At 66.5% G+C, this 13,946-nt stretch carries 13 protein-coding genes; 3 read left to right on the forward strand and 10 right to left on the reverse strand.

Going from position 1 to position 13,946, the window contains the following annotated elements; translation table 11 throughout:
- The first annotated feature begins 13 nt into the window (after positions 1–13).
- A complete protein-coding gene (locus tag Q4I23_RS04265; protein WP_498525409.1) occupies positions 14–1,624 on the forward strand; it encodes an NTP transferase domain-containing protein in 1,611 nt (536 codons plus the stop codon).
- 2 nt (positions 1,625–1,626) lie between these two features.
- Here Q4I23_RS04265 and Q4I23_RS04270 read toward each other — a convergent pair whose 3' ends face one another.
- Positions 1,627–2,340, reverse strand: a complete 714-nt coding sequence (locus Q4I23_RS04270) for a type 1 glutamine amidotransferase (protein ID WP_498525410.1) — start codon at positions 2,338–2,340, stop codon at positions 1,627–1,629.
- Positions 2,341–2,506: 166 nt separating this feature from the next.
- Here Q4I23_RS04270 and Q4I23_RS04275 point away from each other — a divergent pair, with 166 nt between their 5' ends.
- Positions 2,507–4,024 (forward strand): bifunctional metallophosphatase/5'-nucleotidase, encoded by a 1,518-nt coding sequence (locus tag Q4I23_RS04275; protein ID WP_498525411.1) that lies wholly within the window; start codon positions 2,507–2,509, stop codon positions 4,022–4,024.
- A 79-nt stretch (positions 4,025–4,103) separates the two neighbouring features.
- Here the strand turns inward: Q4I23_RS04275 and Q4I23_RS04280 are convergent, their stop codons facing one another.
- On the reverse strand, positions 4,104–4,670 hold the full coding sequence (locus Q4I23_RS04280; RefSeq protein ID WP_237903608.1) for a phasin family protein: 567 nt from the start codon (positions 4,668–4,670) through the stop codon (positions 4,104–4,106).
- A 365-nt stretch (positions 4,671–5,035) separates the two neighbouring features.
- Here Q4I23_RS04280 and ald point away from each other — a divergent pair, with 365 nt between their 5' ends.
- Positions 5,036–6,154 carry an alanine dehydrogenase gene (gene ald / locus Q4I23_RS04285; RefSeq protein ID WP_498525412.1) on the forward strand — a complete coding sequence of 373 codons (1,119 nt, stop codon included), beginning with the start codon at positions 5,036–5,038 and terminating at the stop codon, positions 6,152–6,154.
- Positions 6,155–6,204: 50 nt separating this feature from the next.
- Here ald and Q4I23_RS04290 read toward each other — a convergent pair whose 3' ends face one another.
- The 8 genes from Q4I23_RS04290 to Q4I23_RS04325 form a co-directional block, all read right to left on the reverse strand.
- The gene (locus tag Q4I23_RS04290) at positions 6,205–6,882 is read right to left on the reverse strand and encodes an L-2-amino-thiazoline-4-carboxylic acid hydrolase (RefSeq protein ID WP_454018349.1); all 678 of its coding nucleotides are present in this window, start codon (positions 6,880–6,882) and stop codon (positions 6,205–6,207) included.
- A 39-nt stretch (positions 6,883–6,921) separates the two neighbouring features.
- Positions 6,922–7,905 (reverse strand): branched-chain amino acid ABC transporter permease, encoded by a 984-nt coding sequence (locus Q4I23_RS04295; RefSeq protein WP_498525413.1) that lies wholly within the window; start codon positions 7,903–7,905, stop codon positions 6,922–6,924.
- Between the two features lie 3 nt (positions 7,906–7,908).
- Positions 7,909–8,796 carry a branched-chain amino acid ABC transporter permease gene (locus Q4I23_RS04300; protein ID WP_149165824.1) on the reverse strand — a complete coding sequence of 296 codons (888 nt, stop codon included), beginning with the start codon at positions 8,794–8,796 and terminating at the stop codon, positions 7,909–7,911.
- Positions 8,797–8,892: 96 nt separating this feature from the next.
- Entirely contained in the window at positions 8,893–10,107 is a 1,215-nt protein-coding gene (locus Q4I23_RS04305) for an ABC transporter substrate-binding protein (RefSeq protein ID WP_498525414.1), read from the reverse strand.
- Positions 10,108–10,150: 43 nt separating this feature from the next.
- Complete coding sequence (locus tag Q4I23_RS04310; protein WP_498525415.1) at positions 10,151–10,873, reverse strand: ABC transporter ATP-binding protein; 723 nt, start codon at positions 10,871–10,873, stop codon at positions 10,151–10,153.
- Positions 10,866–11,621, reverse strand: a complete 756-nt coding sequence (locus Q4I23_RS04315; protein WP_498525416.1) for an ABC transporter ATP-binding protein — start codon at positions 11,619–11,621, stop codon at positions 10,866–10,868. Before Q4I23_RS04315 ends, Q4I23_RS04310 begins: the two co-directional genes overlap by 8 nt.
- Positions 11,622–11,952: 331 nt before the next feature.
- Positions 11,953–12,426 carry a MarR family winged helix-turn-helix transcriptional regulator gene (locus Q4I23_RS04320; RefSeq protein WP_014240398.1) on the reverse strand — a complete coding sequence of 158 codons (474 nt, stop codon included), beginning with the start codon at positions 12,424–12,426 and terminating at the stop codon, positions 11,953–11,955.
- A 408-nt stretch (positions 12,427–12,834) separates the two neighbouring features.
- Entirely contained in the window at positions 12,835–13,911 is a 1,077-nt protein-coding gene (locus Q4I23_RS04325) for an enoyl-CoA hydratase/isomerase family protein (RefSeq protein ID WP_498525417.1), read from the reverse strand.
- Positions 13,912–13,946: the final 35 nt, after the last annotated feature.

Below are 13,946 nucleotides of genomic sequence, written 5' to 3' on the forward strand. Positions count from 1 at the left end.
GGAGTTCATCACCATGTTTTTCGGCCCGCTGCCCTTGCGGGAACTGGAGGGCGCCATTCTGGCGCATTCGGTCCGCCGCGGCTCCGTCAGCTTCAAGAAGGGCCGCGTCCTCAGCGCCGAGGACGTGACGGCGCTGCGCGACGCCGGCCTTACCACGGTGACCGTCGCCAAGCCCGGTCCTGACGACGTGGGCGAGGACGCCGCCGCCGCCCGCATCGCCGCCGCCCTGAAGGGGCAGGAGATCACCGTCGGCGCCGCCTTCACCGGGCGCGTCAACCTGTTCGCCGAATCGCGCGGCCTGTTCGTTCCGGATGTCGAACGGATCAACGCGCTGAACCTCATCGACGAAAGCGTAACGGTCGCCACCTTGCCCGGCTTCGCGCCGGTCGAGCCCGGCCAGATGGTCGCCACGGTCAAGATCATCCCCTTCGCCGCCCCCCGCGGCGCGGTGGAGGGGGCGGAGGTCGAGGCGTCCGCCGGGACGCCGGCGCTGCGCGTCGCCCCCTTCCGTCCGCTGACCGCCGCGCTGATCCAGACCCGCCTGCCCGGCGTGAAGGACAGCGTCCTCGACAAGACCGTGGCCGTGACGCGGCAACGTCTGGAGGCGATGGGCGGGCGGCTGGTCCGCGATTCGCGCTGCTACCACGGCGAGGCGGCGCTCGCCGACGCCATCGCGGCGGCGGGGCGCGTCGATCTGCTGCTGATCGCCGGGGCCTCGGCCATCACCGACCGGCGCGACGTGCTGCCGGCGGGCATTGAGCGGGCGGGCGGCGTGATCGAGCATTTCGGCATGCCGGTCGACCCCGGCAATCTGCTGCTGGTCGCGCATATCGGGGAGACGCCGGTGCTCGGCCTGCCCGGCTGCGCCCGGTCGCCCAAGCTGAACGGCTTCGATTGGGTGCTCCAGCGCATCGCCGCCAACATTCCGGTGACGCGGGCCGACGTGATGCGGATGGGCGTCGGCGGCCTGCTGGCCGAGATTCCCAGCCGGCCCCTGCCCCGTTCCGGCGCCGTCGCGGTGGAGCCGCCGCGCGCGCCGCGCATCGCCGCGCTGGTTCTGGCCGCCGGGCGATCAAGCCGGATGGGCGGCAGCAACAAGCTGCTCGCCGACGTCGGCGGGGAGCCGCTGGTCGTCCGCACGGTCGAATCGGTGCTGGCCTCGCAGGCCAAGCCGGTGGTGGTGGTGACCGGCCACATGGCGGAGGCGGTGTCCGCCCCGCTCGCCGGGCGACCGCTGACCATCGTCCACAACCCGTCCTTCGCCGACGGGCTCAGCGCCTCGCTGCGCGCCGGGCTGGCCGCCCTGCCGGCGGATATCGACGGTGTGGTGGTGTGCCTCGGCGACATGCCGCGCGTCACGCCGCAGGCCATCGACCGGCTGATCGCCGCCTACAACCCGCTGGAGGGCCGGACCGTCTGCGTCCCGACCGTCCATGGCAAGCGCGGCAACCCGGTCCTGTGGGACCGCGGCTTCTTCGCGGAGATGGCGAAGCTCTCCGGCGACGCCGGGGCCAAGGCCCTGCTGGCCACCCACGCCGATCAGGTGGTCGAGGTGCCGGTGGAGGACGGCGGCATCCTCTACGACGTGGACACGCCGGAGCTGCTGGCGGAGCTTCGCGGGTAAGGTCAGGCCGCCCGTTCGATCACCAGATCCAGCCAGCGGCGGGAGATCGTCCGGGCGACCGTCTCGGCGGCGGGCAGGTGCCGCTCCAGCGCCGCGTCCAGCCCGTCGAGGACGGCCCGGTTGCGCTCCCGCGAGTCGACTCCGAACTTCTCCGCCCAGCCGCGGACGATGGCGGCGTCGGCCTCCGGGTGGAATTGGAAGGCGTAGAGGTTGCGACCGAGCCGGAAGGCCTGACGCATGCAGGCGTCGCTCCAGGCCAGCGGCACGGCGCCCTCGGGAAACTCGAAGGTGTCGTAGTGCCACTGCACCATGTGCAGTTCCGGCGCCAGCCCACCGAGCAGTGGATCGTCCGAAGCGGCGTTGAACAGCCGGACTGCGCCCACGCCGATCTCCGCCACCGAATGGCGGTAGACACGGGCGCCGAAGGCACGGGCGGCCAACTGCGCGCCCAGGCAGATGCCCATCACCGGGCGCTCCTCCGCCGCGAAGGCGCGGATCAACTCCATGACCTGCGGAAAGTGCGGCCCCTGCCCATCGTTCCAGGCGTCCTGCGGTCCGCCGAGAACCAGCAGCCCGTGATAGCCCTCCGGCGTGGCGGGGAGCGCTTCCCCTTCGTCCGCGGCGACGGTGACCAGCGTCGCGCCGAACTCGGTCAGCGCGTCCCCGACGAGTCCGGCGGGGGCGTTTCGGTTGTTCTGAACGACCAGGATGCGCATCGAGGGGCCACGTCGGTGAAAGCGGATGCCCCGTTCATGAGCGGCGGGGGCAGCGAAATCAAAGCGAAATCAAGCGGTGCAAGGCGGCTATGCGCCGCGTCGCGGGACAGCGTACAGTGCGAGGACGCGAAGGAAGCCTTTCAACTTCCCCAGGGAGACGAGATCGATGCTGACCCGGATTCGCACGCTGGCGGGGGCCGCCGCTCTTGCCGGCACCTTGCTTTTCCCGACACTCGCCGCCGCGCAGAACGGCACCGTGACCTTCCTGCACTTCAACGACATCTACGAGATTTCCCCGGTGAAGGGTCGCGGCGGCTTCGCCCCGCTGGCGACGGTGCTGAAGGCGGAGCGGGAGCGCAGCGCCGGAGCGCTGACCACGGTGGGCGGCGATTTCCTCTCTCCCTCCCTGCTCTCCGGAACAATGCAGGGGGCGCAGATGCCCGACCTGTTCAACGCCATGGGCGTGGACGTCGTCGGCTTCGGGAATCACGAGTTCGACTTCGGCACGGAGGTGCTGAAGGCCCGCATCGCCGAATCGAGGTTCCCCTGGATCGGCACCAACATCGCCGGTCCGGACGGCCAGCCGCTTCCTGGCTCGGTCGCCACCTGGACGAAGACGGTCGGCGACGTCAAGGTCGGCTTCCTGGGCATCCTGACCCCGGAAACCGCGCATCTGTCCAGTGGAGGGGCGGAGGCCACCTTCACCAACGTGCAGGCCGCCGCGGCCCTGGCGGTGAAGGCGCTGCGCGACGAGGGGGCGAACGTCGTCGTGGCGCTGACCCACCAGACCATCACGGAGGACCGTGATCTGGCCGTCAAGGTGAAGGGCATCGACCTGCTGCTGGGCGGCCACGACCACGACCCGATCAGCTTCTACGAAGGATCGACCCTGATCCTGAAGGCCGGGGCGGACGGCCATTATCTCGGCGTCATCGATCTGGCGGTCAGCACCAAAGCGACCGACAAGGGGCCGGCGACCACCGTCGCTCCCGCCGGCTGGCGCTTCGTCAGCACCGCCGGAGTGGCCCCGGACGCGGAGGTCGGAGCGCTGGTCAAACGCTACACCGACCAGCTCGACACCACGCTGGCCGGGGTGATCGGGCGGACGGAAACCGACCTGGACAGCCGCAAGGACGTCGTCCGTTCGCAGGAGACGACGATGGGCAACCTGATCGCCGACGCGCTGCGCGACGGGCTGAAGGCCGACGTCGCCATCACCAACGGCGGCGGCATCCGCGCCGACACGCTGCACCCGGCAGGCAGTTCGCTGACCCGCAAGGACATCTTCGCGGAGATGCCCTTCGGCAACGTCGCCGTGCTGACGCTGCTGTCCGGCGCCGATATTCTGGCCGCGCTGGAGCATGGCGTGTCGAAGGTGGAGGACAAGGCCGGGCGCTTCCCCCAGGTGTCGGGCCTGACCTTCACCTATGACCCGAAGCTGCCGTCGGGCACACGCGTGACCGGCGTGACGGTGAACGGCCAGCCGCTCGACCCCGCCCGGACCTACCGCGTGGCGACCAACGACTACATGCTGAAGGGCGGCGACGGCTACGCCGCGCTGACCCGCGGCCGGACGGTGGTGGATGCCTCCGGCGCCGTGCTGATGGCGACGATGGTCATGGATTACGTGGAGGCGAAGAAGACGGTCTCCCCGAAGGTCGAAGGCCGCATCGTCGCGAAGTGACCCGCGCGCGCACAAAAAAGAACGCCCCTGGACCGACTGGTCCGGGGGCGCAAGGCCAGGATGGATCGTTGGTGAAGCGTCAGGCGCTGCGGCGAACGTGGCGCGCGGCCCCTTCGGCCCGCGCGTTCAGCCGCCGCACCGCGTCGTTCGCGGTTTTTGCCGACAGCTCCGACACCTTGACGCTGCGGTTCAGCAGAAGTTCCATCTCGTCTTTGACCATGCTGCTCTGCGCGGCGTAGAGGTCCTGGACCGACCGGCTGCGCATCATCGCGTTGATGCCTTCCGCGTTGCGGGCCATGGCCTCCTGGGCGAAGCCCATCCATTCGCGCATGATGGACTGCATCCCGTCCATCAGCACGGACCCGCACTGCGTCATGACGTCCATATTCTCGCGGGCCTGCTGGGCGACCTCGCCCTGGGCTTGTGCGGACAGGCCCATCATGCGGTTGAGTTGATCGGAGGTCTGGCCGGCGACCTGGCCGGCCACCTGGGTCGCCTTTCCCATCATGTCGCTGGCCGTATCGGCGCCGCGCTGGGTCGTTTCCGCGGCGGTTTCCGCCATGCGGCGGGTGGTGTCCTCGGCAACATTCCGGCCTTTGGCGGCGGTGTCGCGCGCGATGGTCTGCGCGTCTTTCTCTGAAGCCATCTGCCTTGCTCCTGGTTTCGTTCCGTCCGAATCGGACGCTCCCCCCACTTTTCTTGAGTGCCGCGATTTTTGTGCAGTGCGACACAAACATCCATATACCATGGCGCCGAATAATAGTTCCACAACTCTAAAAACTAACCTTACCTACTTTTTTGCGGATACAGAGAAGTCTGTGCCAAGGTTTATTGAATAGAGTTTCATATAAAATTTCATGGAGTGTTTTAATTGATCCAAAGAAAATCACCAAGCAGCACGGCAAGTGAGATGCGGATGGCCGGAACACACCCCAAATTCTGAGGTAAGAAACCCTGAGCCGGCACGCTGCCCGTCCTGGTCCGGCACCGGCCCACCCGCGGAGGATGCCCATGCTCATCGGCGTGCCGACGGAAATCAAAAACCATGAATACCGCGTCGGATTGACCCCGGCTTCGGTCCGCGAACTGGTTCATCACGGTCACCGCGTGCTGATTCAGACAGGAGCCGGCGCCGCCATCGGGCTGGACGACGAGCACTATGAAGCCGCCGGGGCGGAGATCGTACCGGACGCCGCAACCGTCTTCGCCCGCGCGGACATGGTGGTGAAGGTGAAGGAACCCCAGCCGCAGGAATGCGCGATGCTGCGCCGGGGGCAGATCCTGTTCACCTATCTGCACCTCGCCCCCGATCCGAACCAGACCAAGCTGCTGCTGGACTCCGGAGCCGTCGCCATCGCCTACGAGACGGTGACGGATTCCCGCGGCGGCCTGCCGCTCCTGGCGCCGATGAGTGAGGTGGCGGGCCGCATGTCGGTGCAGGCCGGCGCCCATTGCCTGGAGAAGGCTCAGGGCGGGCGCGGCGTCCTGCTCGGCGGCGTGCCCGGCGTTCCGGCAGCCAAGGTGGTGGTGCTGGGTGGCGGCGTGGTCGGCACCAACGCCGCCCGCATGGCCATGGGGTTGGAGGCGAAGGTCATCGTCATCGACAAGTCGCTGCCCCGGCTGAAGGAGTTGGATCTGCAGTTCGGCGCGAAGCTTCAGACACTCTATTCGACCGTCGACACGATCGAGGAGCATGTGCTCGACGCCGACCTCGTCATCGGTGCGGTCCTCGTGCCGGGGGCCGAGGCGCCGAAGCTGGTGACCAAGGCCATGGTGGAGCGGATGCGGCGGGGCGCCGTGGTGGTGGACGTCGCCATCGACCAGGGCGGCTGCTTCGAGACCTCGCACCCCACCACCCACGCCGAGCCGACCTATCTGGTGGATGGGGTGGTCCATTACTGCGTTGCCAACATGCCGGGAGCGGTCGCGCGCACCTCGACCTTCGCGCTGAACAACGCCACCCTGCCCTTCACGCTGGCGCTCGCCAACCGGGGGTACCGCGCGGCGCTGGCGCGCGACCCGCACCTGCGCGCCGGGCTGAACATCCACACCGGGGCGATCACCTGCAAGGCGGTTGCCGACGCCCAGGGGCTGGGTTACCAGCCGGCGGAGGAGGCCCTGCGGCTTTAATTCCGTTCCCGGAGGGGGCGACCGTTATCGCCCCCTCCAAAAGCGGGCATTCAGGCCAATCGGAGCCGCGAGAATCGGAAATCGCAGTGGCTGGCGCCGCCGGCCAGGGTTTGCGTTCTTTCCAGATGGATGCCGCGCGTCGCGTAGGCGTCGAAATCGAGACCGCAGATGTTTGGCAGAAGGTCCTTGTCGCCATGGCGGGCCGCGAACTTGCAGAAACCGCAGGCTTTGTAGTTGATGCCGAACTCGAAACGGTCTCCTGGACCCGGCTCGACGAAGTCGTAGACGAAATCTTCGGGAAACTGCTCCTGACGGCTTTTCTCCGCCTGTTCACGGAGAAACGCCTGATTTTCTGGTGACATGAATTGACGCCCCGAGGCGAGGCGTTCCGCTTCGGGCACGGTAAGCAGTTGGGCCTTGTAGGTGTCCCGCTCGATGTCGCCGATCACGGACAGCGGCACGCCGTGCCGCCGGAGCACCCGGCTGATGGCCATGAAGCCCAGGAGACGCATGAAGAAGTCGCTCATGCGACTGTCCGTGCCCCCGACATAGGGCATTTGCGTGAGCACGATGGCGAACTCGTCCATCACCTCCCTCTTGATTCCATCAACGCTGGATGGATGAAGGTGCTCGCCCAACATCGCTTCGGCAAGATCGAGGCGATGGCGCATGGCGGCCTCCATCGCGCTGCGATGATTCTCGTAAAATGGATGGACGGCCTCAACCATTCGGTGCTCCCAAATAAAGAATTGCAATTTCCTTCTGGCTCACGGGCGTTTTCCGGCGAAGCGGGCAGCGATCTCCCCGACGATGCCGCGGCGGAACAGCAGCACGCAGGCGACGAAGATCACGCCGATCACCACCGGCACCGGCAGGTTGCTCGCCGCCAGATAATTCTCCAGCGTCACCACCAGCGCCGCCCCGACCACCGGGCCGAACAGCGTTCCGATGCCGCCCAGCAGGGTCATCAGCACCACCGCGCCGGACATCTGCCACTGCACGTCGGTCAGCGTGGCGAGTTGGAAGACAATCGCCTTGGTACCGCCGGCCAGACCGGCCAGCGCCGCGGACAGGACGAAGGCCATCAGCTTGTAATGATCAGTGCGATAGCCGAGCGAGATGGCGCGCGGCTCGTTCTCGCGAATCGCCTTCAGGACCTGCCCGAAGGGCGAATGGACGGTGCGCCAGATCACCACGAAGCCGAACAGGAAGACCGCCAACACCGTGTAGTACATCGACATCGATTGGCTGAGGTCGATCACCCCGAACAGATGCCCGCGCGGCACCGCCTGGATGCCGTCCTCGCCGCCCGTGAACTTGAACTGCAGCGCCATGAAGAAGACCATTTGCGACAGGGCCAGCGTGATCATGGCGAAGTAGATGCCCTGCCGCCGAATCGCCAGCGCGCCGAAGGCCAGCCCGAGCGTTGCGGAGAAGGCCGTTCCCAGCAGGATGCCGAGTTCCGGCGGAAGCCCCCAGACCTTCACCGTGTGGGCGGTGATGTAGGCCGCGCCGCCGAAGAAGGCGGCATGGCCGAAGCTCAGCAGACCGGCGAAGCCGATCAGCAGGTTGAAGGCGCAGGCGAACAGCGCGAAGCACAGCACCTTCATCACGAAGACGGGGTACAGCACGTAGGGCGCGGCAATCAGGACCAGCAGCAGCACGGCCAGGGCCAGCAGACCCGGCATGGCCGGTCGCCCGGTGGCGGAAGCCGCGGTGTCGCGGCGGACGGCGTGGATCTCGGTCGCCATGGGTCACCTCTCCCGCCCGAACAGGCCGGCGGGCTTGATCAGCAGCACCACGGCCATGATGACGAAGACGACGATGTTGGACGCCTCCGGATAGAACACCTTCGTCAGACCTTCCAACAGGCCCAGACCGTATCCGGTCAGCACCGCCCCCAGAATCGACCCCATGCCGCCGATCACCACCACGGCGAAGACGACGATGATGAGGTTGGAGCCCATCAGCGGCGACACCTGATAGATCGGGGCGGCCAGCACGCCGGCCAGCCCGGCCAGAGCGACGCCGAAGCCATAGGTGGCCGTGATCATCAGCGGCACATTGATGCCGAAGGCCTGGACCAGCACCGGATTCTCGGTTGCGGCGCGCAGGTAGGCGCCGAGCTTCGTCCGCTCGATGGCGTACCAGGTGGCGAGGCAAACGACCAGCGAGGCGACGACGACCCAGCCGCGGTAGTTGGGCAGGAACATGAATCCAAGATTCTGCCCGCCACGCAGCAGGTCGGGGATCGGGTAGGGCTGGCCCGACACGCCATAGAAATGGCGGAAAATCCCCTCCACGATCAGCGCGAGGCCGAAGGTCAGCAGCAGCCCGTAGAGATGGTCGAGTTTGTAGAGGCGGCTGAGCAGCGTCTTTTCCAAAAGCACGCCGAAGGCACCGACCACCAGTGGCGCCAGCAGCAACGCCCACCAATAGCCGATCCCCGCCGTGGTCAGCAGCAGCCACGCCACGAACGCTCCCAGCATGTAAAGGGCGCCGTGGGCGAAGTTGATGACGTTGAGCATGCCGAAGATGACCGCCAGCCCGAGGCTAAGCAGCGCGTAGAAGGACCCGTTGATCAGCCCCAGCAGAAGCTGCCCGAACAGCGCCTGGGGCGGGATGCCGAAGATGGTGGACATGTGTGGTTCGCCTCCGGCCGTTCCGCGCGGCGGGTGATCGCCCCGGCCCCCGTCCCCGCGCGATGGCGGGAAACCGGGCGCCAGGGCGGGCGGGGATCAGCCCGGCAGCTTGCAGCCGCTTTCCGCCAGGGTGGCGAAGGCCTCGTCGCCGGGGATGGTGCGGATGATCTCGTAGTAATCCCACGGCCCCTTGGACTCGCTGGGCTTCTTCACGCGGGCCAGATACATGTCGTGGACCATCCGCCCGTTCGGCAGGATCTTGCCGTTCTTGGCGAACATGTCGTTGACCGGCATCTCCTTCATCTTGGCGGCGACGGTCGGCCCGTCGTCGGTCCCCGCCGCCTCGATGGCCTTCAGGTAATGCTTCACCGAGGAGTAGCTGCCGGCCTGCACCATGGTCGGCATCTTGCCGGTCTTCGCCTTGTACTTCTCCGACCAGGCGCGCTTCTCGTCGTCCATGTCCCAGTAGAAGCCGGTGGTCAGGACGAGGTCCTGGGCGACCTGGAGGCCCAGCGCGTGCACGTCCGACAGGAAGATCAGCAGCCCGGCCAGCTTCTGCTGCCCGCTCTGCGTCAGCCCGAACTCCGACGCCTGCTTGATCGAGGTGATGGTGTCGCCACCGGCGTTGGCGAGGCCGATGACCTGCGCGCCCGACGACTGCGCCTGCAGCAGGAAGGAGGAGAAGTCCGCCGTGTTCAGCGGTGCGCGCACAGCGCCGACGACCGTACCGCCGGCCTTCTTCACCTGCGCCGCCGTGTCGGTTTCGAGCTGGTGGCCGAAGGCGTAGTCGGCGGTCAGGAAGAACCAGCTCTTGCCGCCCTCCTTCACAATGGCCTGACCGGTGCCGACGGCCAGCGCGCGAGTGTCGTAGGCCCAGTGGAAGCCGGTGGGCGAGCAGGCGTCGCCGGTCAGGCGCGAGGTCGCCGGCCCCTGCATCAGGAAGATCTTCTTCTTCTCGCGCGTCACCTCCTGCACCGCCAGGGCGACGCCGGAGTTCGGCACGTCGACGATGACGTCCACCCCGTCGCGGTCGATCCATTCGCGGGAGAGGTTGGAGCCGATGTCCGGCTTGTTCTGGTGGTCGGCCGAGACGACTTCGATGGGCTTGCCAAGAATCTTGCCGCCCACCTCCTCGACCGCCATGCGGACGGCGACCGCGGAGCCTTCGCCGCCGAGGTCGGCGTAGAGGCCGGAGCGGTCGTTGAGGACGCCGATCTTTACGACGTCGCCCGAAACCTTGCCCTGCTGGGCCTGCGCGGAACCGACGGCCAGCGCGGCAAGCGCCGCTCCGGCAAGCAGACGTGCAATCATTCCATTCCTCCCCGTTCGAATTCGAGCGTTTCTGCTTGTTGATTCAGACACCCAGATACGTGTGCAGCTTCTCCATGTTGGCGGCGAGCTGGTTGTTCGGGATCATGTCCACCACATGGCCTTCCTCCATCATGTAATGGCGATCGGCGATGGTGGCGGCGAAGCGGAAGTTCTGCTCCACCAGCAGGACGGTGAAGCCGCGCTGCTTCAGCTTGCGGACGGCCACCCCGATCTGCTCGATGATCACCGGGGCCAGCCCTTCCGTCGGCTCGTCGAGAAGGATCATGGTGGCGCCTGTGCGCAGGATGCGCGCGATGGCCAGCATCTGCTGCTCCCCACCCGACAGGCGGGTGCCCTGGGTCGTACCCCGGCCCTGCAGGTTGGGGAACAGCTCGTAGATCTGCTGGACCGTCATGCCGCCGTCCTTCACGACCGGCGGCAGCGTCAGGTTTTCCTCGACGTTCAGCGAGGCGAAGATCCCGCGCTCCTCCGGCACATAGCCGATGCCGAGGCGCGGAATCTTGTGCGGCGCCATGCCGATCAGTTCCTGCCCCTGGAAACGGATGGCGCCGGTGCGCCGGCCGACAATGCCCATGATGGAACGCATGGTGGTCGTCTTGCCGGCGCCGTTGCGGCCCAGCAGCGTCACCACCTCGCCCTGGCGGACCTCCAGGTTCACGCCGTGCAGGACGTGGCTTTCACCGTAGAAGGCGTGGAGATCGGAGACCTCCAACATCGCGGTCTTCACCGTTGCGCCGTCAGGCATGACCGCTCCCCATATAGGCTTCCCGAACCTTCGGGTGACGCGACACCTCGGCGTAGGGGCCTTCGGCCAGGATCTCGCCGCGGGCCAGGACGGTGATCCAGTCCGACAGGTTGGCGACCACCGACAGGTTGTGCTCGACCATCAGGATCGTGCGGTTGGCCGAGACCCGCTTGATCAGCGCGGCGATGCGGTCGATGTCCTCGTGCCCCATGCCGGCCATCGGCTCGTCGAGCAGCAGCATTTCTGGCTCCAGGGCGAGCGTCGTGGCGATCTCCAGCGCGCGCTTGCGGCCATAGGGAAGCTCTGCCGCCGGCCGGTGGGCGTAGCCGGTCAGCCCGACATCCTCCAGCAGTTCCATCGCCCGCCCGTTCAGACGGTCGAGCACCGATTCCGATTTCCAGAAGTGGAAGGAGTTGCCGAGCGGCCGTTGCAGCCCGACGCGCACATTCTCCAGAACCGACAGATGCGGGAACACCGCCGAAATCTGGAAGGAGCGGATGATGCCCAGGCGCGCCACGTCCGCCGGCTTCACCGCGGTGATGTCGCGCCCGTTGAATAGGATGTTCCCATTGCTGGGTTGAAGAAACTTGGTGAGCAGATTGAAAACGGTCGTTTTTCCGGCCCCGTTGGGACCGATCAGCGCATGGATGGACCCCCGGTTCACCCGCAGGCTGACGTCGCGGACGGCGACGAAGCCCCGGAATTCCTTGGTCAGTCCGCGCGTCTCCAGAATGACGTCACTTGCCATATCCTCCCCATTTCCTGTTTTCAGCAGCCTTCCGCGAGACCGTCTGTTGTTTGGTTCAGGTTTGCAGCAATCTGTCACACGTACAGCTTACGGAAAGAACTTAATCCCGTCCATCCGGAAGCATCAAAGGTGTGACAAAGCCTGGCCGGACGGCAGAACCGTCGGCAAAAGGGGGCCGTGGGAGGCCGAAACGGGGGCATGAAAAAAGCGGCCACGCAGGGCCGCACACCGACTCGCGGCACGCCCCCGGACTTGAAACCGGAAGCGTGCCTTTCTCTTTCGACGCAGGAGCCGGAAACCGCGGTACCGATACGACTCAGGCGGTCGTGGATCAGGCCGCCGAGGTCAGCGGAAAGCCGCTGTAGTCAAGCGACGCGGACCAGAAGCGTTCGAGCTTGCGCAGGGTCTCGTTCGCCTTGACCAGCTCCTCGTCGCTGAAGCCGGCCTTCTCCAGCGCCGTCAGGTGGCGCTCGAACATGCGGCTGATCTTCTCGCGGAGATCGAGGCCCTTCTCCGACAGGCGGACGCGCACCGACCGGCGGTCGTGCGGCGAACGCTCCTGCCCGAGATAGCCGTTCTCGACCATCTTCTTCACGTTGTAGGACACGTTGGAGCCGAGATAGTAGCCGCGCGCCGTCAGTTCGCCGACGGTCATCTCGTCTTCGCCGATGTTGTACAGGATCAGGCTCTGGACGTTGTTGATGTCCTGGATACCGAGCCGGTCAAGCTCGGTCTTCAGCACCTCGAGAAAGTGGCGGTGAAGCCGTTCGATCAAGAGGATGCTTTCATAATAGGGTTTGCGCACCGCGGTCTCCTTTGGCTCGTACCGGACATGGGCCGACCTGTGGCCTTTCCGGGGTCCTTAAGGGGAGATTAACCGATCATTGTCCGGCAATCACCTCAATAATGCCCCAAAAGCACAGCCCGGGTTGTAGAACAGCCTGGCCCTGCGGAATACCCCCGTCCTGCCGTGCCAAGCCCCGTCGCGTGCCAGGAGGTGCCTGGAATCCAGGCACCCCGGCGGCGTTCCCCCCGGCGAACCGGGCAGCAAGCCGACCCGTCCCATCCGACCCCCGACAACAACCGTCAGGCAACAACAACGGTCAGGTTTGAGACAAGTCCCGCAAGGATTTCCCCGATACTAACGCAGAAACGCGCGGAATGTGCCCGCATCCGTGCACGTTCAGAGTGCAATAAAGGGGAGCGGTCCTCTTCATTCGGTAAAGCGCAAATCCCCGCCAACGGGTTCGGCGAAGTAACCGGCCACCTCTTCAGCCGTCACTTCGCTCAGAGAAGCGGGCGACCAGCGCGGATTCCGGTCCTTGTCGACCAGCGCCGCGCGGATGCCTTCGTAGACATCGTGGCGGGCGAGGAAGGCGAGGCTGAGGCGAAGCTCCTGGATCATGCAGCCGTCGAAGTCCAGCTTGGCGCCGCGGCGCAGCGCCTCCAGCGTCACCTTCAGGCTGGTCGGCGATACGCGATTCAGCGTGGCGAGCTGGCCAGCCGCCCATTCCGTGCCTTCGGCCTCCAGAGCGGCGACGATGGCCTCCACGCCATCATGGGCGTAGCAGCGGTCGATGGCCGCGCGGTTGGCGGCGACCGGCGGTTCGCCGGCTTCCTCGCGATGGCGCGCAACCGCCTCGTCGGCCGGCACGCCGTCGGCCAGCTCGGCGATCAGGGACTCCAGCTTGGCGCTGGGCACGAAGGCGTCGGCGGCGCCGACCTCGATCATGTCGGCCGCCTTCAGGCGGTCGCCGGTCAGGCCCAGCCAGATGCCGACCTGTCCGGGCAGGCGCGGCAGGAAATAGGTGCCACCGACGTCCGGATAGAGGCCGATGCCCGTCTCCGGCATGGCGAACATCGTCCGCTCGGTCACGATCCGGTGGGAACCGTGAACCGACAGGCCGACGCCGCCGCCCATGCTGATGCCGTCGATCAGCGCGACATAGGGCTTCGGGCAGGTGTGGATCAGGCGATTGAGGACGTATTCCTCGCTGAAGAAGGCGCGAATGGACGCGCCGTCGTCCTGCCCCGCCTTGGCGGCCTTGCCCGTCTCGTACAGGTTCACCACGTCGCCGCCAGCGCAGAAGGCCTTCTCTCCCGCGCCCTGCACGACGATGGTCTTGACCTCGGGATCGGCGATCCAGGCGCGCAACTGCGGATCGAACAGGCGGATCATGCCCAGCGTCAGGGCGTTCAGCGCCTTCGGGCGGTTCAGCGTCACCAGCCCGATGGAGCCGCGGCGTTCGAAAAGGATCTCGGCGAACTGGATCTCGGCAGGGTCGCTCATGGTTCCGGTCGTTTCCATTTGTTCGTTTGTGGGGC

The organism is Azospirillum sp. UFLA03-27 (genome assembly GCF_059803775.1).

Bases quoted from the DNA above. Each gene is read 5' to 3' on its own strand.
- ald (WP_498525412.1), top strand. From the start codon at position 5,036: ATGCTCATCGGCGTGCCGACGGAAATCAAAAACCATGAATACCGCGTC.
- Q4I23_RS04290 (WP_454018349.1), bottom strand. From the start codon at position 6,882: ATGGTTGAGGCCGTCCATCCATTTTACGAGAATCATCGCAGCGCGATG.
- Q4I23_RS04265 (WP_498525409.1), top strand. From the start codon at position 14: ATGTTTTTCGGCCCGCTGCCCTTGCGGGAACTGGAGGGCGCCATTCTG.
- Q4I23_RS04325 (WP_498525417.1), bottom strand. From the start codon at position 13,911: ATGAGCGACCCTGCCGAGATCCAGTTCGCCGAGATCCTTTTCGAACGC.
- Q4I23_RS04310 (WP_498525415.1), bottom strand. From the start codon at position 10,873: ATGCCTGACGGCGCAACGGTGAAGACCGCGATGTTGGAGGTCTCCGAT.
- Q4I23_RS04280 (WP_237903608.1), bottom strand. From the start codon at position 4,670: ATGGCTTCAGAGAAAGACGCGCAGACCATCGCGCGCGACACCGCCGCC.
- Q4I23_RS04315 (WP_498525416.1), bottom strand. From the start codon at position 11,621: ATGGCAAGTGACGTCATTCTGGAGACGCGCGGACTGACCAAGGAATTC.
- Q4I23_RS04305 (WP_498525414.1), bottom strand. From the start codon at position 10,107: ATGATTGCACGTCTGCTTGCCGGAGCGGCGCTTGCCGCGCTGGCCGTC.
- Q4I23_RS04295 (WP_498525413.1), bottom strand. From the start codon at position 7,905: ATGGCGACCGAGATCCACGCCGTCCGCCGCGACACCGCGGCTTCCGCC.
- Q4I23_RS04275 (WP_498525411.1), top strand. From the start codon at position 2,507: ATGCTGACCCGGATTCGCACGCTGGCGGGGGCCGCCGCTCTTGCCGGC.
- Q4I23_RS04300 (WP_149165824.1), bottom strand. From the start codon at position 8,796: ATGTCCACCATCTTCGGCATCCCGCCCCAGGCGCTGTTCGGGCAGCTT.
- Q4I23_RS04270 (WP_498525410.1), bottom strand. From the start codon at position 2,340: ATGCGCATCCTGGTCGTTCAGAACAACCGAAACGCCCCCGCCGGACTC.